General features: G+C 35.3%; 22 protein-coding genes. 10 read left to right on the top strand and 12 right to left on the bottom strand.

The features are described from left to right. Window positions 1–67: 67 nt before the first annotated feature. The 5 genes from ACPF9A_RS04455 to ACPF9A_RS04435 all read right to left on the bottom strand — a co-directional run bounded on the left by ACPF9A_RS04455 (window position 68) and on the right by ACPF9A_RS04435 (window position 5,178). Entirely contained in the window at window positions 68–580 is a 513-nt protein-coding gene (locus tag ACPF9A_RS04455) for a DinB family protein (protein WP_424002035.1), read from the bottom strand. Window positions 581–691: 111 nt separating this feature from the next. Next, a complete protein-coding gene (pruA, locus tag ACPF9A_RS04450) occupies window positions 692–2,320 on the bottom strand; it encodes an L-glutamate gamma-semialdehyde dehydrogenase (protein ID WP_424002033.1) in 1,629 nt (542 codons plus the stop codon). Window positions 2,321–2,392: 72 nt separating this feature from the next. Continuing rightward, window positions 2,393–2,779 carry a Co2+/Mg2+ efflux protein ApaG gene (gene apaG, locus ACPF9A_RS04445; protein WP_133688841.1) on the bottom strand — a complete coding sequence of 129 codons (387 nt, stop codon included), beginning with the start codon at window positions 2,777–2,779 and terminating at the stop codon, window positions 2,393–2,395. A 5-nt stretch (window positions 2,780–2,784) separates the two neighbouring features. Next, window positions 2,785–3,909: a DUF3667 domain-containing protein gene (locus ACPF9A_RS04440; RefSeq protein WP_424002031.1), complete on the bottom strand. Its 1,125-nt coding sequence runs from the start codon at window positions 3,907–3,909 to the stop codon at window positions 2,785–2,787. A 27-nt stretch (window positions 3,910–3,936) separates the two neighbouring features. Next, entirely contained in the window at window positions 3,937–5,178 is a 1,242-nt protein-coding gene (locus ACPF9A_RS04435) for a DUF5103 domain-containing protein (protein WP_424002029.1), read from the bottom strand. Between the two features lie 152 nt (window positions 5,179–5,330). Here ACPF9A_RS04435 and ACPF9A_RS04430 point away from each other — a divergent pair, with 152 nt between their 5' ends. From ACPF9A_RS04430 to ACPF9A_RS04395, 8 genes are all read left to right on the top strand, one after another. Continuing rightward, window positions 5,331–6,680: a Na(+)-translocating NADH-quinone reductase subunit A gene (locus ACPF9A_RS04430; protein ID WP_424002027.1), complete on the top strand. Its 1,350-nt coding sequence runs from the start codon at window positions 5,331–5,333 to the stop codon at window positions 6,678–6,680. A gap of 3 nt (window positions 6,681–6,683) precedes the next feature. Further along, on the top strand, window positions 6,684–7,964 hold the full coding sequence (locus ACPF9A_RS04425) for an NADH:ubiquinone reductase (Na(+)-transporting) subunit B (protein ID WP_424002025.1): 1,281 nt from the start codon (window positions 6,684–6,686) through the stop codon (window positions 7,962–7,964). Between the two features lie 2 nt (window positions 7,965–7,966). Next, window positions 7,967–8,719, top strand: coding sequence for a Na(+)-translocating NADH-quinone reductase subunit C (locus tag ACPF9A_RS04420; protein WP_424002023.1), 753 nt, complete (start codon window positions 7,967–7,969; stop codon window positions 8,717–8,719). A gap of 1 nt (window position 8,720) precedes the next feature. After that, on the top strand, window positions 8,721–9,368 hold the full coding sequence (locus ACPF9A_RS04415) for an NADH:ubiquinone reductase (Na(+)-transporting) subunit D (RefSeq protein WP_424002021.1): 648 nt from the start codon (window positions 8,721–8,723) through the stop codon (window positions 9,366–9,368). 21 nt (window positions 9,369–9,389) lie between these two features. After that, window positions 9,390–10,151 (top strand): NADH:ubiquinone reductase (Na(+)-transporting) subunit E, encoded by a 762-nt coding sequence (gene nqrE / locus ACPF9A_RS04410; RefSeq protein ID WP_424002019.1) that lies wholly within the window; start codon window positions 9,390–9,392, stop codon window positions 10,149–10,151. A gap of 2 nt (window positions 10,152–10,153) precedes the next feature. Beyond that, window positions 10,154–11,461 (top strand): NADH:ubiquinone reductase (Na(+)-transporting) subunit F, encoded by a 1,308-nt coding sequence (gene nqrF, locus ACPF9A_RS04405; RefSeq protein WP_424002017.1) that lies wholly within the window; start codon window positions 10,154–10,156, stop codon window positions 11,459–11,461. Between the two features lie 72 nt (window positions 11,462–11,533). Next, window positions 11,534–11,896, top strand: coding sequence for a Na(+)-translocating NADH-quinone reductase subunit F (locus ACPF9A_RS04400; protein WP_424002015.1), 363 nt, complete (start codon window positions 11,534–11,536; stop codon window positions 11,894–11,896). Beyond that, window positions 11,893–12,903: an FAD:protein FMN transferase gene (locus ACPF9A_RS04395; protein ID WP_424002013.1), complete on the top strand. Its 1,011-nt coding sequence runs from the start codon at window positions 11,893–11,895 to the stop codon at window positions 12,901–12,903. The genes ACPF9A_RS04400 and ACPF9A_RS04395 overlap by 4 nt, the downstream gene beginning before the upstream one ends. Here the strand turns inward: ACPF9A_RS04395 and ACPF9A_RS04390 are convergent, their stop codons facing one another. Genes ACPF9A_RS04390 through gpmI form a run of 3 tightly spaced genes read right to left on the bottom strand, consistent with a single transcriptional unit; the run spans window position 12,904 to window position 16,044 of the window. Continuing rightward, window positions 12,904–13,668 (bottom strand): class I SAM-dependent methyltransferase, encoded by a 765-nt coding sequence (locus tag ACPF9A_RS04390; RefSeq protein WP_424002011.1) that lies wholly within the window; start codon window positions 13,666–13,668, stop codon window positions 12,904–12,906. It abuts the gene before it with no gap. A gap of 9 nt (window positions 13,669–13,677) precedes the next feature. Continuing rightward, on the bottom strand, window positions 13,678–14,496 hold the full coding sequence (map, locus tag ACPF9A_RS04385) for a type I methionyl aminopeptidase (RefSeq protein WP_424002009.1): 819 nt from the start codon (window positions 14,494–14,496) through the stop codon (window positions 13,678–13,680). A gap of 30 nt (window positions 14,497–14,526) precedes the next feature. Continuing rightward, a complete protein-coding gene (gene gpmI / locus ACPF9A_RS04380; RefSeq protein WP_424002007.1) occupies window positions 14,527–16,044 on the bottom strand; it encodes a 2,3-bisphosphoglycerate-independent phosphoglycerate mutase in 1,518 nt (505 codons plus the stop codon). Window positions 16,045–16,268: 224 nt separating this feature from the next. On the opposite strand from gpmI, the gene ACPF9A_RS04375 reads away from it, so the two are divergent. Together ACPF9A_RS04375 and ACPF9A_RS04370 are read left to right on the top strand one after the other, a co-directional pair. Further along, window positions 16,269–16,661 (top strand): ankyrin repeat domain-containing protein, encoded by a 393-nt coding sequence (locus tag ACPF9A_RS04375; RefSeq protein ID WP_424002005.1) that lies wholly within the window; start codon window positions 16,269–16,271, stop codon window positions 16,659–16,661. 190 nt (window positions 16,662–16,851) lie between these two features. Continuing rightward, window positions 16,852–17,238: an ankyrin repeat domain-containing protein gene (locus ACPF9A_RS04370; protein ID WP_424002003.1), complete on the top strand. Its 387-nt coding sequence runs from the start codon at window positions 16,852–16,854 to the stop codon at window positions 17,236–17,238. Window positions 17,239–17,344: 106 nt separating this feature from the next. Here the strand turns inward: ACPF9A_RS04370 and ACPF9A_RS04365 are convergent, their stop codons facing one another. The 4 genes from ACPF9A_RS04365 to ACPF9A_RS04350 all read right to left on the bottom strand — a co-directional run bounded on the left by ACPF9A_RS04365 (window position 17,345) and on the right by ACPF9A_RS04350 (window position 20,492). Beyond that, window positions 17,345–17,512: a DUF6747 family protein gene (locus tag ACPF9A_RS04365; protein ID WP_317614972.1), complete on the bottom strand. Its 168-nt coding sequence runs from the start codon at window positions 17,510–17,512 to the stop codon at window positions 17,345–17,347. Window positions 17,513–17,648: 136 nt separating this feature from the next. After that, a complete protein-coding gene (locus tag ACPF9A_RS04360) occupies window positions 17,649–18,419 on the bottom strand; it encodes a M48 family metalloprotease (RefSeq protein WP_424002001.1) in 771 nt (256 codons plus the stop codon). Between the two features lie 39 nt (window positions 18,420–18,458). Beyond that, window positions 18,459–19,193 carry a M15 family metallopeptidase gene (locus tag ACPF9A_RS04355; protein WP_424001999.1) on the bottom strand — a complete coding sequence of 245 codons (735 nt, stop codon included), beginning with the start codon at window positions 19,191–19,193 and terminating at the stop codon, window positions 18,459–18,461. Between the two features lie 126 nt (window positions 19,194–19,319). Further along, window positions 19,320–20,492 (bottom strand): gliding motility-associated C-terminal domain-containing protein, encoded by a 1,173-nt coding sequence (locus tag ACPF9A_RS04350; protein ID WP_424001997.1) that lies wholly within the window; start codon window positions 20,490–20,492, stop codon window positions 19,320–19,322. Between the last annotated feature and the right edge of the window lie 34 nt (window positions 20,493–20,526).

Raw genomic sequence — 20,526 nt, 5'->3', positions numbered from 1 at the left:
CTTAAATACTAAAAAAACCCCGTAAACAAATTTGTTTATGGGGCTTTTTATTGTAGTGAGAATTTTTTTATTCACTCCATGGTGGCACGACACCGTTTGATCTTGCATAAGCAATAAGCTGACCTTTGTGCTCACCATTATGCTCCATAATCGCTAACAATCCGCCTAGTTTATTTGATTTCATAAAACCAAAATCAACTTCGTCATTAAGGTTGGCGTCTTCAATCTTGGTAATATTTTCTAGAACGAACTCGTTAGATTTTTTAAGAGCTGCAATGATATTTTCTTTACCGGTGATTTTACCTAAGTTCATTACGTCTACATCTTCTGGTGGAACAAATCCTAATTTAGACGCTAAAAAGTAATTTCCTCCTGCAACGTGTAAAAGGGCTTCGCCAACAGAGCTGATACCTTCTGCTGGTCTCCAATCATATTTTTCTTCAGGAAAAGCTTCTGCAAGTTGAATTACTTGATGTTGGTTTCCGGTTAAAACACCTTTGATTGTGTTCTGTGTCAGTTCTTCTTGTGCATAAGAAAAGCATCCTGCAAATAAGAATGCTACGAGTAATAACTTTTTCATAATTAGAGTGTTAGGGTTATTAAAAGTAATGTGTAATACACGTAAAGTAAACTAAAATAAGGGTAATGTCAAAAAAAAGGCTGAATTAACATTCAGCCTTTAAAGTTGTTTTTATCCTAAAAACGGATACCTGTAATCTACAGGAGTAACAAAAGTTTCTTTGATTAATCTTGGAGAGACCCAACGTAAAAGGTTTTGAGCTGATCCTGCCTTATCGTTAGTTCCAGAAGCTCTAGCACCACCGAAAGGTTGTTGACCAACTACAGCGCCTGTAGGTTTGTCATTGATATAGAAGTTACCTGCACAATTTTGTAATGCCTTTGTAGCTTCGTCAATAGCATATCTATCTTGAGAAAGTACAGCGCCGGTAAGTGCGTACTCAGAAGTGCCATCAATTAATTGTAATGTTGCGCTCCAATCTTTATCATCGTAAACGTAAATAGTCACTACAGGACCGAATAATTCAGTTTCCATAGTAGTGTATTTTGGGTCTGTCGTTAAAATAACGGTCGGTTCAATAAAGTATCCTTTAGATTTATCAAAAGAACCACCTGCATATATTTCAGCATTTTTGTCTTCTTTGGCTTGTGTAATGTACTTTGCCAATTTGTCAAAAGAACCTTCGTGTATAACAGCCGTAATAAAATTACTCATGTCTTCAGGAGAACCAGGTTCGTTAAAAGAAGCGATATCGGCCTTAACATATTCTAAAATCTCTTTAGAAGTAGATTTTGGTAAGTATACTCTTGAAGCTGCGCTACATTTTTGACCTTGAAATTCGAATGCTCCCCTTGAAATAGCCGTAGCAACTTGTTTAGGATTGGCAGTTGGGTGTGCTAAAATAAAATCTTTACCACCAGTTTCACCAACTATTTTTGGGTATGTCTTATAGGTATGAATGTTGTTTCCTATTTGCTTCCAAAGTTCTTTGAATACATGTGTAGAACCTGTAAAGTGAATACCAGCAAAGTCTGGGCTAGCCAATACTGTTTCGGTAATCATTACTGGGTCACCATAAACAACATTGATAACTCCGTCAGGTAAACCAGCTTCTTTAAAAACATCTACAATAACTTTTGCAGAGAAAATTTGAGAATCACTCGGTTTCCATACAACAACGTTCCCCATCATAGCTGCACTTGCAGGTAGATTACCAGCAATGGCAGTAAAGTTGAAAGGAGTAATTGCGTAAACAAATCCTTCTAAAGGGCGATATTCTACCCTGTTCCAAATACCTTCGGCAGAATCTGGTTGCTCTGCATAAATTTGCGACATGTACTCTACGTTAAAACGTAAAAAGTCAATTAACTCGCAAGCGGCATCTATTTCTGCTTGGTGAATATTTTTAGATTGTGCGATCATGGTCGCCGCATTAATCTTCGCGCGGTAAGGACCTGCAAGTAGCTCAGCTGCTTTCAAGAATATAGCTGCGCGTTGTTCCCAAGTTAAGTTGGCCCATGCGGTTCTAGATGACAAACAGTTATCAATCGCTGATTGTACATATTCTTTAGTAGCTGTATGGTAGGTGCCAACAATATGTTTGTGATCATGTGGGGGAGACATTGGCTTAGTGTTGCCTGTGCGTACCTCTTCTGATCCAATGTACATAGGTACATCTATCTTGTCGTTAAAATATGCCTTGTATTGTTCCAAAACCGCTTCTCTTTCTGGAGACCCAGGAGCATAGCTTTTAATTGGTTCGTTAAATGCTGTAGGAACTTGAAAAAATCCTTTACCCATTGTCAAAATTTTTAAATTAAAAAGTTGACCAAAGGTACTAAAAGGGTGTTGGACTAAAAACTATAAAAGACTTTAGTTAAGTGCGAAAGGTGCGCTAAATTTAAAAGTAGGAATATATACTCTGAATTTTTGAGCATTATCCATAATCACCATATTATAATGACCTTTCATGGCGCCGATTGGTGATGTAAGCAAGCAGCCAGAATTGTATGTATGAGATTCGCCGGGCTGAATTACCGGTTTTTTACCAATAACACCTTCGCCGTCTAAGGTTTCCATATCATTCAAAGAATCATATATTTTCCAATGACGAGAGGTTAGTTGAACAGCATCTTTACTTTGGTTCTCAATGGTAATCGTATACCCAAAAGCATAATGCATTTTGTAGTTTTTAAAGAACGTGCCTTCAAAAGTAGTTTGAACCGAAATTTTAATGCCTTTAGTAACCTGTGTTATCATCATATTTAATATGTAAATACGCTTGCAGCGATTAATATGGTTATCGCAATACTTCCTAAAATAACAAATAATGTGTTTAGGAAAAAATACTTTATAACTGTTTTAACTCTTCCTTGTTGATAGAAATTCCGCATTGCTTTGTAAAGGTAAATAGCGAATATTAAAATAAAGAATCCTTCGCTACTAATATTGAATACTGCGTTGATCAAATTGCTAACAATGAGCAAGATAAATAATAATGACTGATTGTGGAAACTAAAGATTAAATGATCGGTATAAGTGTATTTTTTTCTGATATAGACCATCCAAATGAAAAAAGAAAAGAACGGAAGAAAGAAAAATGTGGTGAATGGTAGTTTTGAAATTAAAGAATTTATAAATGTTCCAGGTCGTTTTTCTATATCAACTAAACTAGTTGCTAAGTTGAATGCCATTTCATTTTCTTTGTTTTGAGGTATTTCGAACTTTGTTAAACCTTGTTCAAAGTAATAAATGGTATCATGTTTAATAATGGTATTGAAGAAGTCTATTTTACCAAGAAAGCGGCGTGTTAGACCCTCTGTATTTATGTCTTTAAAATAAGGGTTTGGGTCGGCAAGAATAGTAGAGTCTTTTTTACTAATTCCGTTTTTGATATAGCTATTTATATCAAGCGAGTCTAATTGAGATAAGGCGAACTGTTTCTCTTCTTCGTTATCAAAATCAATTTTATCAAATTCTGCATCAAAGTCAATAATTGGTTTTTTGTTTTCGTAGCCAAATTTATTATAGGTCTCAAATTTGCTGTTAAAGCTAATAATCAAGAAATAGATAATAGATAAACTTAATAGAAAACGAAATGGGTTGGTGTATGACAGGCGCTTACCTGAAATATATTCCCGTGTTATTTTACCGGGCCTTAAAAGTAAAGCGGTTAATGTTTTCCATAGTTTAGAATCATATGATAAATAATTCGCAAGAAATTCTTCAAAAAAATCAAAAAGGGTGAGTTTTTTTGTGCTGTTGGCTTGAGAGCAATTAGGGCAGTATTTATCGCTTAACTCTAGTGGGTGCCCACAATTTAGGCAGTCTACACCTCGGTATTTTAGTTTAAATCTGCCTGATGGTTGAACGGCTGGTTTGTTCTCCATAAATTAATGAAAAACGTAAATATACAGCTAGTTGGTGATATTTCTAGAATTGGCAGAGCCAATACCGATTATGCTATCGTACATATCGCCGAAGTTGCGGTAGTATACCAGTACAAGGTAATTATTTTCTGTAAAATGGAAGTTACCCCCGACCTCGTTTAATTTTATTTTGTCTCCGCCTTTCACGGCATATTTGTAGTTGTAAAACCCTTGTTTCATTTTTAGAGTGGCTTCTAGCATACCATTCTTTTCATTGTAAACCATTTTATTTTCGTCGGTAAGGGCGTAATTATTGAATTTGCCGAAGACGTAAACATCATCAAGAGCTATATATTCGGTGTAGGGTAGGCTAAAATATACGTTGGTATATTCTGCTTCTTTAGAAGCATTGTCGCCCTGTAAAGTTCTGATCACGAAATCTCCGTTAATGTCAGGGAAATAGGTGTATGGCTTGTCGTTTCTGAAATCATCAGAAAATAAATAATGATTGTATAAGTCGGTAAGGTCGATGCTAGAAATTTGCGAGCTTGGTGCTCTTAAGTCACTAGTGTCGAATAATAAAAATTCATTGCCGCCATAAAAAGCAGTTTCTTGATCATACTTATAAACCAGTTCATCGCCTAAAGTGTATTGTGGCGCTACATTGGTAATGGCAGTAGGCCAATAGTGATTTTGAAGAATCGCAACTTTAACCTCTTTTTTTGGGTTTATTAACCGCAAAGAACCAGAGGTAATACTAAATTGTACCACTTGCTTTTCGTTAATAAAATTAAAATCTCTAGAGCGTTTTATAGCAGTAGCTACCTTTACAATATCTTTGTATACCACGAATCTTCTCGAAAATTGAAGGTCATTATCACTGTTGTAAACTTCTAAAAGATAATTTCCGCTAACTTTTAAACGAACATTATCATTAGGTATGGTCAGTTGATAATTAGAGTACGACTGTAATGTGCTATAGCTATTCTCGTAATTGGTAATTCGTTGGTTGTCTACGCCGTCTAAATATTGAGATTTCAACAAAGAAGAGGGTGTCCAATCATAATCGCAATGAATTACTTTGTAATAATAGTCTTGTTCATTGGCTAGAATATCATCGAACTCTAAATAAATAGGTTCGCCAATTTTAATTACAGGAAACTGATCTTCTGTGGGGCCTTTAAAAACGATCGATTTTATGTTGTTTGGCGGATTTGCTTCTAATTGTACCTGGGCAACTAAGTTTTGCAAGAATAATAGACAAATAAAATGTTTAATGAAAATTCGCATTGACCCAGTAATTTTTAAGTAAAGGTAAACAAAAACGATGCCTAAATAATATACCTCGTTCTAATGACTAAATTATGGGTTAATAATTATGAAAACGAAGTTTTTGTACTTAAATTTGCTCAAATTTTGATAACCTAAAGGTCTATACGCACATGTCAAAAGACATTCGAATTAAAAAAGGGCTCAACATTAATCTTGTGGGCGCCGCAGAACAGACTACTTCAAAAGCTGTTTCAAGTAATGTTTATGCTATACAGTTAAGTGATTTTCACGGAATTACTCCTAAAATGATGGTAAAGCAAGGCGCCGAAGTGAAAGCGGGAGAGCCTTTGTTCTATAACAAAAACATGGAAAGCATGATTTTTGTTTCTCCAGTAAGCGGTGAGCTTATAGAGATTGAAAGAGGGGATAGAAGACGTATTTTGACCTTAAAGATATTAGCGGACAAAACACAAGAGCCATTTACAGGTGCTACTATAGATGTTGAAAAATCATCTAAAGAACAGTTGAAAGCTCTTTTATTGAAAAGTGGCTGTTGGCCATTTATCAAGCAGAGACCTTATGATGTAGTTGCTAATCCTGATACAACACCAAAATCTATTTTTATTTCTGGATATTCAAGTGGACCTTTGCAGGCAGATTTGGATTATGTATTACAGGGTAAGGAGAAAGAGCTACAATCTGCAATTACTGCATTAGGCAAATTAACGCCAGGTAAAGTTCATTTATCTGTAGGTTCTAGTAAATCGCCATTGTCTACAATAACTGGTGTTGAGTTGCATAATGTATCTGGTCCGCATCCTGCAGGGTTGGTTGGTACTCAGATCAATAAAATTGATCCTATCAATAAGGGTGAATTGGTTTGGACGGTAACTCCGCAAGATTTAATCATTATTGGGGAATATTTGCTAACAGGTAAGTTCAATGCAGAGCGCGTTATCGCACTTGCGGGTTCATCTGTAAAAGCACCTAAATATTACACAACTAAAATAGGGGCAGAGATTTCTACTTTTTTATACGCTAGTGGTGTAAATGAAGAAAACTTTAGAGTTATCAATGGAGATGTACTTACAGGTTCTAAAAGTAGACCAGATGGTTATTTAGGATATTATAATAATACGGTTACGGTTATTCCAGAAGGCGACGATTATGAATTGTTCGGATGGAATAAGCCGGTTTTTAATAAAATATCGGCTACAAGAGCATTGACGTTCTCTTGGATGCAGCCAAATAAGAAATATGAATTAGATACCAATACCAACGGTGAGCATAGAGCTTTCGTGGTAACTGGGCAATATGAAGAGGTTTTTCCGATGGATATTTTTCCAATGCAACTGTTAAAAGCTTGTATGGTAAAAGACTTGGATGAGATGGAGCAGTTAGGTTTATATGAGGTAGCTCCTGAAGATTTTTCGTTAACTGAGTTTATATGTATTTCTAAGCAGCCACACCAAAAGATTATTCGTGAGGGGTTAGATTTATTGCAAAAAGAAATAGGATAAGAAATGAGTTTAAAAAGCAAATTACACGAACTTAAGCTAAAGTATCAGGGTAAGAAAATGGCTCCTGCCTTTAATGCCTTTCATACTTTTTTGTTTTCGCCAGATGAGACTACTCATGCAGGTGGTACACATGTAAAATCAGCAGATGATTTAAAACGTACAATGAACACAGTAATAATGGCACTGATACCAGTGTTAATATTCTCAATGTTCAACGCAGGTTATCAGCATTTTTCTGCTATTAACGGTTTTCCGGCAGATTTCTCTTTAATGAACGATTTCCTAACATGGGATAACCTTTGGATCGGTATTATTAAGGTATTGCCATTAGTAGTTGTTTCTTATGGAGTCGGACTTTTAGTAGAATTTATTTTTGCTGTCATAAAAGGTCACGAAGTAGAAGAAGGATATTTAGTTACTGGTATGTTAGTGCCATTAATTGTACCTATCGATACGCCACTTTGGATGTTGGCAGTAGCCGTAGTTTTCGGTGTTGTTATTGGTAAAGAGGTTTTTGGTGGTACAGGTATGAATATTCTTAATCCGGCATTAACAATTAGAGCATTCTTGTTCTTTGCTTATCCTACATGGATGAGTGGTGATAAAGTTTGGGTTTACGGTGCTCGTGAGCGTTCAGAAGAAATTCTTGCTGGGGCAAATGTTGATGCGATATCAGGTGAAACTATATTAGGATACTTAGCGCAGAATAAAGGAGCTGAAATGACATATTCTGTTTCAGATATGTTCTTCGGTTTTATACCAGGTTCTGTAGGTGAAACATCTGCATTTTTAATCTTATTAGGTGGTTTATTTTTGATATTCACAAAAATTGCTAGCTGGAGAATAATGGTAAGTGCTGTTATTGGTTCATTGGTTATGGGCTTAATATTCAATCAAGTCGTAGATTTTGGTTGGGTAGGCGAATCAAGTAAATTTTACGGATTGATGAGTTTCGATTTCTGGAAGCATTTAATCGTAGGTGGTTTGGCATTCGGTATTGTCTATATGGCAACAGATCCTGTAACTGGTTCACAAACTAATAAAGGAAAGTGGTATTATGGTTTCTTTATAGGTTTCATTTCTGTAATGATCCGTGTTTTTAACCCTGCATACCCAGAAGGTGTCTTCTTGGCTATCCTTTTAATGAACGTATTTGCACCAACAATCGATCATTATGTAGTTAGGGGTAATATTAAAAGAAGAATGAACAGATTAAAAAATGCTACTATCTACCCGAAAGATTCTGATGGTAAGGCAAAGGAACTTAAAGCTGAAACAGTTTAATTATGGCACAAAAAACAGATAGTAACGTTTATACAGTAGTTTTTGCGGCTATTATGGTTGTGGTAGTTGGGTCAATACTTGCGTTTTTGGCTTCAGCATTACGACCTAACATTCAAGAAAATGAGCGTTTTGAAAAACAGCAGAACATTCTTTATGCCATGGGTGTAAATGAAAATGGAGATGATGCTGGTAGTGTAAATTTTATACCTACAGATGTTGTAGAAAATGAGTTTGCAAGTTATATCAAAGAGCAGTTGGTAATTCAAGGTGATAAAATCACTCAAGATGATCAAGCGTATTTGATTGATTTAAAAAAGCAATTAGCGAACATTAAAAAGGGAGAACCTTATAAGTTACCCGTTTTTATTGGTGATAAAGATGGTAAGAAATTTTATATCATTCCAATGTACGGTAAAGGACTTTGGGATGCTATTTGGGGTTTTATCGCTTTAGATGATACCATGACTGTTCAAGGTGTATATTTTGATCATAAAGGGGAAACTCCTGGTTTAGGTGCTAACATTAAAATGCGTTATTTCATGGACGATTTTAAGGGAGAAACTATTTTAAATGGAACTCAGTATGCAGGTATAGCAGTAGCCAAAGGGAACAATGACCCATTGAATAATACGAAAGATGATAATGAAGTAGATGCCTTGGCTGGTGCTACTATTACCGGTAACGGTGTTTCTGCTATGATTAGCGAAACTGTCAAATTATACAAACCTTATTTAGAAACAATTAGAGCAAAGTAACATGGCACTACTATCAAAAAAAGATACAAATCTTATTACTGATCCACTTGCGGACAACAACCCTATCACTATTCAGGTATTAGGTATTTGTTCGGCATTGGCAATTACAGCAGAGCTAAAGGCGTCTTTGGTAATGGCTATTTCTGTAATGTTCGTATTAGGTGCAGGTAACGTAGTTATCTCATTGATGAGAAATATCATTCCATCGAAAATTAGAATCATTGTTCAGTTAATTGTAGTTGCTACATTGGTTATTATAGTGGATCAAGTACTTAAGGCATATGCTTATGAGTTAAGTAAAACCTTGGCTGTATTCGTGGGTCTAATTATTACAAACTGTATAATTATGGGTCGTTTTGAAGCGTTTGCTTTGGCAAACGGACCATGGCGTTCATTTTTAGATGGTATTGGTAACTCTTTAGGTTACGGTGTAATCTTGATAATTGTTGGTTTCTTTCGAGAATTATTAGGTTCTGGTACCTTATTTGGATATCCAGTGTTAGGAGACCCAATAATGAAAACAGGGTTGTATGCTACAGGATATGAGAATAATGGTTTTATGATTATTCCACCAGCAGCATTAATTGTAGTTGGTATCATTATTTGGGTACAACGCTCAAGAAATCCTGCGTTAGTAGAAGAGAATTAAACAGACATTTAAGTAGAAATTATGTTAGAACATGTAGAATTATTTTTTAAGTCCATCTTTATTGATAACATGGTATTTGCCGTGTTCTTGGGGATGTGTTCTTATTTAGCGGTATCCAAAAAAGTGGCTACTGCAGTTGGTTTAGGTGCTGCTGTTATATTCGTATTGGCGGTTACTGTACCAATGAACTGGTTGTTAGATAAATATTTGTTACAAGACGGAGCCTTAGTTTGGCTAGGTCCTGAATATGCCGAATACAACCTTAGCTTTTTATCATTTATTCTGTTTATTGCGACTATTGCTACAATGGTACAGTTGGTAGAGATTGTAGTGGAGAAATTCTCACCTTCTTTATATAACTCATTGGGTATATTCTTACCATTGATTGCCGTTAACTGTGCAATTCTTGGTGGATCTTTATTCATGCAGGCAAGAGAAATCGAAACTTTAGGTTTAGCATTCAATTATGGTGTTAGTTCTGGTATTGGTTGGTTCTTGGCAATTTTGGCAATTGCTGCAATACGCGAAAAAATTAGATATAGTAATGTTCCTGCTCCTTTAAGAGGCCTAGGTATTACATTTATTATCACTGGTCTTATGGGTATTGGCTTTCAAAGTTTTGGAGGTATGTTAACTGGTGGCGGTGATGATGCTGAAGAAGCTACAGAGCAAGTTAATCAGGTAATTCAGCCAGAGGTTGTAACACCTGTCGAAGAGGTAGTAGTAGAAAAGAACGAAGAAATTGACAAACAAGTAATTTCTTATAACGACATAAATAAATAAACATGATTTTAGCTGCAAGTACAGGCGGAACTATTTTAATAACTGTTGTCGCATTTCTAATATTGTTGATGGCATTAGTAGCATTGCTTCTGTTTACGAAACAAAAACTATCTCCATCTGGTCCTGTAACCATTACAATTAACGGAGAAAAGAAAATTGAAGTTTCTTCAGGTGGATCGTTGTTGTCAACTTTAGGAAATCAAAAAGTATTCTTACCATCTGCATGTGGTGGTGGTGGTACATGTATTCAGTGCGAATGTCATGTGCTTTCTGGTGGTGGTGAAGCCTTACCAACAGAAACGCCTCACTTCTCGAAAAGAGAATTGAACCATGGTGCACGTTTAGCCTGTCAGGTGAAGGTGAAACAAGATATGGAAATTACGATACCAGAAGAAGTTTTCGGTATTAAGAAATGGCCAGGTAAAGTTGTACGTAATTACAACGTCGCATCTTTTATTAAGGAGTTCGTAGTTGAAATCCCAGAAGATATGGGGTATAAGGCAGGTGGATATATTCAAATTGAGATTCCTCAATGTGAAGTTAAATTTGCTGATATTGATATTACAGCACACCCAGAAGAGCATGAAACTCCAGATAAGTTTCAAGCAGAGTGGGATAAGTTCAACCTTTGGCCTTTAGTAATGAAGAATCCAGAAACGGTAGAAAGAGCGTATTCAATGGCATCTTTTCCTGCAGAAGGAAGAGAGATTATGTTGAATGTGCGTATTGCAACTCCGCCATGGGATCGTGCTAAAAATGGTTGGATGGATGTAAACCCTGGTGTTGCATCTTCATATATATTTAATCTTAAGAAAGGTGATGAAGTAGTTATTTCTGGACCTTACGGTGAATTTTTCATTAATGAGTCAGATTCAGAAATGTTATACGTAGGTGGTGGTGCAGGTATGGCACCAATGCGTTCGCATTTATATCATTTATTCAAAACCTTAAAAACCGATAGAAAAGTAAGTTATTGGTATGGTGGTCGTTCAAAACGTGAATTGTTTTATTTAGACCATTTCTATAAGTTAGAAGAAGAGTTTCCTAATTTTAAATTCTATTTGGCACTTTCAGAACCAATGGATGTTGACAATTGGAAAGTAAAAGAAAATATAGATGCACCTGGTGATGGATTCGTAGGTTTCATTCACAATTGTGTGATTGATAATTACCTAAGTCTACATGAGTCGCCAGAAGATATTGAACTTTATTTCTGTGGACCACCATTAATGAACAAAGCTGTTCAGAAAATGGGTGAAGATTTCGGTATCCCAGATGAGCATATACGTTTTGATGACTTTGGTGGATAAGCTATAAGTGATTGTAAAAATGAAAAAAAACCGATATGTAATGTATCGGTTTTTTTATAAAATTATTTTAAGATGCACGTATTAACAGAACAAGAACTTCATAATTTGGCTATGAATATTGTTGGCAAACAGTTGGAGGAAGAAGGGTTTGAGTTTTTAGCCGTAAACAGTGAATTGCGTAAAAATCCGCAGTTTGTATGTACAAAAGATAAGAAAATGCGCTTTGTAGTGGTAAAAGCAATAGAATACCCTGGTGACCCAAAGGAAATGGATTTATTTATGTCTGACCTTACAAAAATGAAAGATCATGCGATTAAATTTGAGGCTACTACCTTTTATGCTGGTGTAGGTTTGGTTAATGCAGCAGATCACAATTTGCCAGTATATTTAGATGAAGAGTATTTAGTTGATTATGACGGTTTAATAGAGATATGAAAAAGTATATTTATGTAGTTGCCGTATTAATTGGGCTGGTATATTCTTGTAAAGAAAACAAAGCTGAATTTCGTAATGAAAATACTGGGGGTGCATTAGGTACTTCGTATAGTATCATCTCAATCTCGAGCGATGAATTAGATTTACAAAAAGATATTGACTCCGTATTTGCGGTAATTAACCATTCTTTATCCACTTATATTCCCGACTCAGATATCTCTAGAATAAATAAAGGGGATAGTACTATAATGGTTGATAAGATGTTTCAAGAAGTATTTAATCTGTCTAAATCAATTCATAAAGAAACCAATGGCTTTTTTGATCCAACGGTTGGTACGCTTGTAAATGCATGGGGATTCGGACCTGAACGTCAAATTTCGATGGACAGTCTTAAAATAGACAGCTTGCTGAATTATGTAGGTTTGGATAAGATTATTTTGGATGATAGTAATCGTATAGTAAAAGATAATCCTAATATCTACTTAGATTTTAATGCTATTGCTAAGGGATATGCTATTGACAGACTTGCGGCTATGTTAGATGCTAAGGGTATAGATAACTATCTGATTGAAGTAGGAGGTGAATTAGTAGCCAAAGGTAAGAATACCATAAAAGATAAATTTTGGGTGGTTGGTATCGATGATCCCGAGATGGAGGTAAATAGAGCTACCAAAATAATAATCAATTTAAATGATAGGGCATTAGCGTCTTCGGGTAATTACCGTAAGTTTAGAATCGATGAAGAAACAGGTAGAAAGTATGTGCATACGATAAACCCCAAAACAGGCTATACCCAACTATCTAATACACTTGCCGTAACTATATTAGCAGATGACTGTGCTACGGCAGATGCTTATGCAACAGCATTAATGGCGATGAATATAGAGGATGCTTTTGAGCTCGTTGAAGAAAATGAAAGTCTAGAAGCTTATATAATTTATTTGGATGAAAACGGTGATACGCAAGAGTTTTCGACTGAAGGGTTCAAAGCGCTTGTAGTGAAATAACTATTTTTTTACGAACGGAATTAACTCTCCAGGAGCTAAGCGATATCTATTGATGTTTTCTTGGCTCATTAGCTTTGTAAAATCTATTTCTTCTACGGTAAAACCGATACCTCTTAATTTATCAAAATAATCTTTGCCATAAATACGAACATGATCGTATTGACCAAAAATTTTTGCGCGTTCAACTTTGTCAGTTATAGAATCATCTTCAAAAGTTACTTCTCTGTTCAAATCTTGCGGAATTTGAAAAATACCCCAACCACCAGGTTTTAGAATTCTATACAATTCTGACATTGCTTTAGTGTCATCTGGTATGTGTTCTAGTACATGATTGCATAGAATAACATCGAACATATTATCTTCAAACGGTAGGTTGCAAATATCTGCCTTAACATCTGCTAAAGGTGAATTTAAATCTGTAGTAACGTAATTTAGATTCTTAAGTTTTCTAAATCTTTTATAGAATGCTTGTTCAGGGGCAAAGTGTAAAACATGTAACGGAGCAGTGAAAAAATCTGTCTCTTCCTTTAAAAATAACCATAGTAAGCGATGGCGTTCTAAAGATAGGGTAGAAGGTGAGAGCACATTTTCACGTGGCTTTTCATATCCATAAGGTAAAAAGCTTCGAAAAGTATTGCCATCAATAGGGTCTTCGTAGGTGTTACCACGATAGTAAGCCTTAAAAAAAGGCTTTACCAAATAGCTTAAAGATATTAATACAGGCCTTGGAACAAGGTTAAGAAAAAATTTAAAAATTTTCTTCATCTGTACTTTCTAACTTTTTGCAGTAGAAGAGGTGAACTCATCTTCTTCGTTACTGACAATACCTAAAGCTTCGTAAATATATTTGAAGGTAGATAGCAATTCAGGTTTTCCGTTGACGATAGCGACATCGTGCTCAAAATGGGCACTAGGTTTACCATCAGCTGTCAAAATTGTCCAGCCATCTTTCAATTGTTTAATATTTTTGGTACCCATATTGGTCATAGGTTCGATAGCAACTGTCATGCCTTCAGCAAATTTTTTGCCTCTACCACGTCTGCCATAATTTGGCATTTCAGGTCCTTCATGCATTTTTCTGCCTAATCCATGACCTACCAATTCGCGTACAACGCCGTAACCATGGTCTTCAGTGAATTTTTGTATGGCATAACCTACATCGCCCACACGGTTGCCTACTTTAAACTCACGTATACCAATGTAAAGCGATTTCTTAGTGACCTCTAATAACTTTTTAACTTCAGGGCTAACTTCTCCTACTTCAAAAGTATAGGCATGATCTCCGTAGAATTCATTTTTTAAAGCTCCGCAATCAATCGAAATAATATCACCTTCAACTAAAGGCGTGTTATTTGGAATACCATGTACTACTTGAGCATTTGGACTCACACATAATGAGTTCGGAAAATCATATAATCCTAAGAAACCTGGTACAGCACCGTGGTCGCGAATAAAAGCTTCTGCTAAAGTGTCTAGTTGAAGGGTGGTAACTCCCGGTTTTACCTCAGAAGCTATCATGCCTAAAGTTTTAGATACGATAAGCGCACTTTCGCGCATTAACTCAATCTCTTCGGCTGTTTTTAATTTAATCATAAAGTCAATTACTTTCTGTTGTACCTAAATTTATACCAATGAATTTTGAGTCATAAATTTCGATTTTTCTACACCCATCATTTTTAAGATAGTAGGTGCAATATCTCCTAAAACACCGTCTTTAATATGGTGAATATCTTTGTCTACCAAAATCAGCGGAACAGGATTGGTAGTGTGTGCCGTGTTAGGGCTACCATCTTCGTTCACCATGGTTTCGCAATTACCGTGATCGGCAATAACGATTACCGAGTAATTTTTGGTAATAGCTGCAGTAATTACATCTTTAGCACATTCATCAACCGTTTCGCAAGCTTTTATGGCAGCTTCCATAACACCTGTATGCCCAACCATATCTGGGTTAGCAAAGTTTAGACAGATAAAATCTACTTCACCTTTGTTAATTTCAGGAATAATTTTATCCCTAATTTCATAAGCACTCATTTCTGGTTGAAGGTCATAAGTAGCCACCTTTGGCGACGGACATAAAATACGAGTTTCACCATCAAAAGGCACTTCTCTACCACCGTTAAAAAAGAAGGTTACATGTGGGTATTTTTCGGTTTCTGCAATACGTATTTGCTTTTTACCTGCATTAGCCAAAACCTCACCTAATGTTTCAACAATATTATCTTTATTATACACTACATGAACCTTTTCGTAAGATTCATCATAGTTGGTAAGTGTAACATAATATAAATTAAGCTTGTGCATGTTTTGTTCATGCATATCAACCTGACTTAAAACTTGCGTAAGCTCTCGCCCACGGTCAGTTCTAAAATTAAAAAATATAACAACATCATCTTCCTTTACAGAGGCAATAGGTGTGCCATCGGTATTAGTCATTACAATAGGTTTTATAAACTCATCGGTAACGTCATGGTCATAACTTTTCTGAATAGTTTGCCCTATGTCAGTCGATTTTTCACCCTCTGCATTTACGATTACATCATAAGCCTCTTTAACACGCTCCCATCGTTTGTCACGATCCATTGCGTAGTATCTACCGATAACCGTTGCTAGTTTAGTGTTTTTGTCAGCACAATAATGAACAATATCTTCTAAAAAACCTTTTCCACTTTTTGGGTCAACATCTCTACCATCGGTAAAGGCATGTAAATACATATTTTCTACGCCAGATTCTTTACCAGCGGCAATTAAACCTTTAATGTGATTAGTGTGGCTATGAACACCACCATCACTAAGAAGACCTAAAAAATGAACATCTTTATTGTTCTTTTTTGCGTATTCGAACGCACTTTTTAAAACTGGTTCAGAACTTAAGGTATTCTCTTTTACAGCTTTGTTGATTTTAGCCAAATCTTGATAAACAATGCGACCAGCGCCTAAATTCATATGACCCACCTCGCTATTACCCATTTGACCTTCAGGAAGACCAACGTTCATACCATCTGTAAGAAGGTTAGAATTAGCATATTTCGTATATAAACTATCTATAAAAGGAGTATTGGCTTTATCTACTGCAGATACTTCTGGATCAGGAGATTTACCCCAACCATCTAATATCATTAAGATTACTTTTTTGTTCATCTTCAAAAGGTTTTAAGAGTACAAAAATACTATGTTCTTTCAAGTTAAGCTACTAGTTGACCTGCCTTTTTTGTTTTGGTACTATATCCCAACATAATTTAAGTTTTGGTGAAGATTTGTTTGTTAAAGTTTAGTTATAACATTGTTAATGCATGAAACATTTGCATCAGTTTGGCGTCTTTTAATTGTACACTATTGTACTCATCAATCAAAAATCAATAATCATGAGAAAAGTATGTATCACATTATCAATGGTAGCGCTTACCATCACAGCTACAGCTACCGCAAATAACACGAACGATGTAGTATTAGCAAATCAAATGGAGCTCGTTGCTAAAGTAGATTTGAGCTCTTTTTGTAAAGCCGTTATGCAAGGCGATATCGAAACAGTTAAGCGGTTAATCGATTTAGGCGAAGATGTAAATCAGAAATCGTTGGGTTTGACGCCTGCAATGTTCGCTGCGCGCTACAATAAGGTAGCTGTATTAGAATTACTTATTAATAATGGTGCCGATTTAAAAATTCAAAGTAGCCAAGGGTATACTGCGAAGCGGTATGCGGAATTGTCAAATGCTTCTGAAGCTCTAGAAATAATTGAAACTGCAATAGGTAGTTAAATATGTTTATTGGTCTTTAAACTATTTAAGAAAATAGCATTAAGATTGGTCTAAGATATTTTCTCTGTTATTTGGATATTTTCTAATTGTTAAATATTTACTATAACTTTCTTAATATTACACAATTAATAGAATTGTATGTGTAAATTTATTATATCAATAATATTATTAATCATTAATACGTTTTATTATGAAAAAATCAATTACGATTTTACTGTGTATTAGTGTATTTTCATTAACGGGGGTTTTTGCAAATACAAGTGACGCTATCAATTCTAACGAAAAGATATCTATTTCTGCCAATGATGAGATTAGCTCGTTATGTAAAGCAGTAATGAAAGGTGATGTAGATCAAGTAAGAAGTTTGTTGGCTTTGGGTGAAAAGTTAAATGAAAAGTCTTTAGGTCTTACGCCGGCAATGTATGCTGCTAGATATAATAAGGCAGAAGTACTTAAGGTTTTAGTACTGAACGGTGCAAACCTAAATATTAAGAGTGACCAAGGTTACACAGCCAAAGATTATGCTAAAATGTCGAATGCAAATGATGTGTTAGCAGTTATTAATCAAGACATGTAATTTCAAATATTGTAAAATAAAAAGGGCTCATTGAAATTTCAATGAGCCCTTTTTAAATACTAAAATTTCTACTCCAAATAGTGTTCAGGTAAAAGAGTGAAACGCGTTAAAAATCAAATCCATTTGCTGCTCTCACAACAAAAGCATACAGTGCCGAAAATATCATTAGGGCACAAAATACTGAGTAGACCTTTAAAAATGTAACCAATACTATTGGTTTACAGTTCTCAAACGCCTGCACGTACAAGTTTCTGAAATGTGTAATTGTTCCCATTATAGTGTTCTTCTATGATTAAATCATAGCTACAAAGGCAATTCTTAAATGGTAAAATAAGCTTGGGACTTCCTCAAATTTACAAAAATATAAACACTGCGTATTGTCCTCTAGACCAACTGTACAAAAAATCCGATTAACCTTGGTTTTTGTATTTATCTATGGCTTCTCTGATTTTTTCTATTCTATTTTCAGGATCAGGGTGTGTGCTTTGAAATTCAGGAGTACGATCTGGACCGCCAGCTGATTTTAAAATTTCCATCACCTTGATCATCTCGTAAGGGTCATAACCAGATTGGATCATAAATAGAACACCTAGCTCATCACTTTCCAATTCATCGCCTCGACCATTTTTTAATAGTGTGTTCTGGCCAATGCTTCCTAAAATACTACCCATATCGCCAGCACCAACTGTTGCTCCCATGGTTGCAGTTTGCCAAGTTTGGCTATCGGCTATTCTTTCAGCAGAATGTCTACCGATAACATGACCAATTTCATGACCTAAAACACCAGCTAATTGTGCTTCGTTAAGTTGCGAGAATAAGGCATAAGTAATAAAACACTGTCCGCCAGGTAATGCGAAGGCATTTATCGTTTGATCATCAGCCAATAAATGAAAATCATATTGATAAGGGGTTTCTCTGGCTATACTATTTTGAACCAGTTTATTACCAACAGATTCTACAAAAGCCTGTAAACGTTGATCAGGGTATAGACCGCCATGTTGTTGCGCCATTTCTGGTGCACTTTGTAAACCGATGGCGATTTCTTGTTCAGAAGACATAGTAATATGTTGCGAGCGACCAGTATAGGGGTTCTCTTCGGTATTGCTGCATTTTTGTATAAATGCAAAGGCAACAATGGCCAAACCGATAAATATTCTAATTTTCCAACTTCCTCTTCTCATGGTAATGTGTTATGGTACAGGTTCTAATGTACGAAATGCTTACAGTAGATTTCTATTAATATCTAATATATTATTTTGTATATAAGATCTTAAAAAGCCCATTGTAAAATTCTCGGCACCATAAAAATCTTCACGAATAAGAATAGATGCTATGTTTTTACTTCTAAACTGTTCAAGCATTGGTATCGATAATGGGGCATAGCTATAGTGCCATGGCTCGTATTTGAAACCTCTTCTTTTTGCTTCATCGGTATACACTAAGAAAAATCCGTAGGTTTCCGAATTTTCATCCATCCATTTTTTAAAATCGACATAAGGTCCGTCACCTTCAAATTTATGCGGTACTAATACATCGCCATCTACTTTTCTATATCCATCGACAACGTCAATATCGGTTCCCCAGTGATGTCTGCTCGTACCAGGTATGGTAGAGTACTCAATGATTTTATCAATGGCATCAGTAGGGCTCATGCCATCATCATCTGTATATTTTAAGTATTTACGCTCAAAAATTGCTTCTTGCCTATCGTAATTTCTGAAGCTAGAAACTATTTTAAGGTCGATACCATCTTTGTATGCTGCTTTTTTCATTTCGACAAAAGCATCATGAGCTTCTTTTCGAAGATTAATATCTTTTCCGAAAAGCTCAATATCTTCTTTACCCATAAGTTCTAGAATACTATACTCTGTATCTTCTTGAATAAAGATAGAAGGAGCTAGGGCAATAGCCAAGGCTACCGAGCTACTTTTATTGATAAACGTTCTTCTTTGCATAACTCTATATTGGTGTTATTTACTACAAAAGATTTGCCAAACTTGAGCAAAAGAGAAAAAACTTTTGAAAAGAAGGAAATCAACTAATGTAAAAGTAATGAATCTTGATCTTAAAAGAATTTATGATTAATTTTCTTGGTAAGTAGTAAGGTATAAATATCCCTGATGTTTAAAATTCAAATCATTCAAGTTTACGATATAAAAATAGATGCCAGATGGCAAACCAATATTTTTCGCAATTACCCCATTAACATTCGATATACCCGTAAACTCATTGCTGTAGTTTTGTTGAGAGAATACCAATCGTCCATATCTATTATAGATTTGTAGCGCGTTATTGGGTGAATTTTCAATGCCTTCAATTTCTAAAAAGTCATTTATGCCATCGCCGTTAGGGGTCATATAATAATTGTCTAAAGTAATATTGTCAAGTGTTTCTATTATATCAGAATTACCGCCAATAGTTATAATTTCATAATCACTAGGTACAAACTCTTTAGAAGTTACCGAGCCATAAGCAAAATTACCCTCAACATTGGTGTTCCCTAAATCGACCCAAATTTTATCAACGACACTCCAGCCTACAACTTTAATTTCCTCAATAGTCTCTCCGAATAGGTAGGCATTACTTTCTTCGTCCCACGTTAAAGTTACTTTTGAAGGTATGGTACTTTCTAAATGCCAAAATTCATATTCACTAATCGCTAATGTTTCATTCTCTTTAATGAATGTACTGAAACTGGTATTAAATACACTTGGTGCATTAGGATCTTCATAATAATAGGCAGATTTTGCGTAATCATTAGAGCTCGCCGATGCTATACTTAACGGACGCAATTTATCGAAATGACCAATTGGGAAGGTAAATTCAGATTTCTTGCTCAAGGCCGCATATCCGTCAACTTTGGTTAAGTTTCCTTCGCCTGTATAGAATGAATCATTCAAAAAATTAATATTTACTTCGGATGCTACCCTTGATGTAACGATATCACCTACAATAAAGTTTGCGTTATTTTGAATACCGACCGTATTATCAATATAAAGATTATTATCTACTGCAACTTCAAAATCATAAAAAATAGGATTAGATGCACCCGATATCGATAAAGCTTTGTCGAAAGAGTAAAAACCAACTAAACCTTTGTTTTGATTGAATGCACCATTATTTATAACATCCATATGGAAACCAACAATACCATCATCATGAATCTGAATATTTCCATAATTATGCACGGCATCTTGTGCTACAATGGTATGTTGTAGTAGTAAGAAGGTAAGTATGATTTTTAATATTTTCATGATTTTAATATGTCATTGTTATGTTAGAAATTGA

This window comes from Maribacter sp. IgM3_T14_3, assembly GCF_049603095.1.
In the GTDB taxonomy this organism is placed as follows: Bacteria; Bacteroidota; Bacteroidia; order Flavobacteriales; family Flavobacteriaceae; genus Maribacter.
The sequence above is the reverse complement of the archived record's forward strand: the minus strand, read 5'-3'. Positions and strand labels throughout refer to the sequence as shown.

Excerpts from the sequence above, each read along its gene's own strand:
- ACPF9A_RS04455 (WP_424002035.1), bottom strand. The coding sequence starts at position 580 with ATGAAAAAGTTATTACTCGTAGCATTCTTATTTGCAGGATGCTTTTCT.
- pruA (WP_424002033.1), bottom strand. The coding sequence starts at position 2,320 with ATGGGTAAAGGATTTTTTCAAGTTCCTACAGCATTTAACGAACCAATT.
- apaG (WP_133688841.1), bottom strand. The coding sequence starts at position 2,779 with ATGATAACACAGGTTACTAAAGGCATTAAAATTTCGGTTCAAACTACT.
- ACPF9A_RS04440 (WP_424002031.1), bottom strand. The coding sequence starts at position 3,909 with ATGGAGAACAAACCAGCCGTTCAACCATCAGGCAGATTTAAACTAAAA.
- ACPF9A_RS04435 (WP_424002029.1), bottom strand. The coding sequence starts at position 5,178 with ATGCGAATTTTCATTAAACATTTTATTTGTCTATTATTCTTGCAAAAC.
- ACPF9A_RS04430 (WP_424002027.1), top strand. The coding sequence starts at position 5,331 with ATGTCAAAAGACATTCGAATTAAAAAAGGGCTCAACATTAATCTTGTG.
- ACPF9A_RS04425 (WP_424002025.1), top strand. The coding sequence starts at position 6,684 with ATGAGTTTAAAAAGCAAATTACACGAACTTAAGCTAAAGTATCAGGGT.
- ACPF9A_RS04420 (WP_424002023.1), top strand. The coding sequence starts at position 7,967 with ATGGCACAAAAAACAGATAGTAACGTTTATACAGTAGTTTTTGCGGCT.
- ACPF9A_RS04415 (WP_424002021.1), top strand. The coding sequence starts at position 8,721 with ATGGCACTACTATCAAAAAAAGATACAAATCTTATTACTGATCCACTT.
- nqrE (WP_424002019.1), top strand. The coding sequence starts at position 9,390 with ATGTTAGAACATGTAGAATTATTTTTTAAGTCCATCTTTATTGATAAC.
- nqrF (WP_424002017.1), top strand. The coding sequence starts at position 10,154 with ATGATTTTAGCTGCAAGTACAGGCGGAACTATTTTAATAACTGTTGTC.
- ACPF9A_RS04400 (WP_424002015.1), top strand. The coding sequence starts at position 11,534 with ATGCACGTATTAACAGAACAAGAACTTCATAATTTGGCTATGAATATT.
- ACPF9A_RS04395 (WP_424002013.1), top strand. The coding sequence starts at position 11,893 with ATGAAAAAGTATATTTATGTAGTTGCCGTATTAATTGGGCTGGTATAT.
- ACPF9A_RS04390 (WP_424002011.1), bottom strand. The coding sequence starts at position 13,668 with ATGAAGAAAATTTTTAAATTTTTTCTTAACCTTGTTCCAAGGCCTGTA.
- map (WP_424002009.1), bottom strand. The coding sequence starts at position 14,496 with ATGATTAAATTAAAAACAGCCGAAGAGATTGAGTTAATGCGCGAAAGT.
- gpmI (WP_424002007.1), bottom strand. The coding sequence starts at position 16,044 with ATGAACAAAAAAGTAATCTTAATGATATTAGATGGTTGGGGTAAATCT.
- ACPF9A_RS04375 (WP_424002005.1), top strand. The coding sequence starts at position 16,269 with ATGAGAAAAGTATGTATCACATTATCAATGGTAGCGCTTACCATCACA.
- ACPF9A_RS04370 (WP_424002003.1), top strand. The coding sequence starts at position 16,852 with ATGAAAAAATCAATTACGATTTTACTGTGTATTAGTGTATTTTCATTA.
- ACPF9A_RS04365 (WP_317614972.1), bottom strand. The coding sequence starts at position 17,512 with ATGGGAACAATTACACATTTCAGAAACTTGTACGTGCAGGCGTTTGAG.
- ACPF9A_RS04360 (WP_424002001.1), bottom strand. The coding sequence starts at position 18,419 with ATGAGAAGAGGAAGTTGGAAAATTAGAATATTTATCGGTTTGGCCATT.
- ACPF9A_RS04355 (WP_424001999.1), bottom strand. The coding sequence starts at position 19,193 with ATGCAAAGAAGAACGTTTATCAATAAAAGTAGCTCGGTAGCCTTGGCT.
- ACPF9A_RS04350 (WP_424001997.1), bottom strand. The coding sequence starts at position 20,492 with ATGAAAATATTAAAAATCATACTTACCTTCTTACTACTACAACATACC.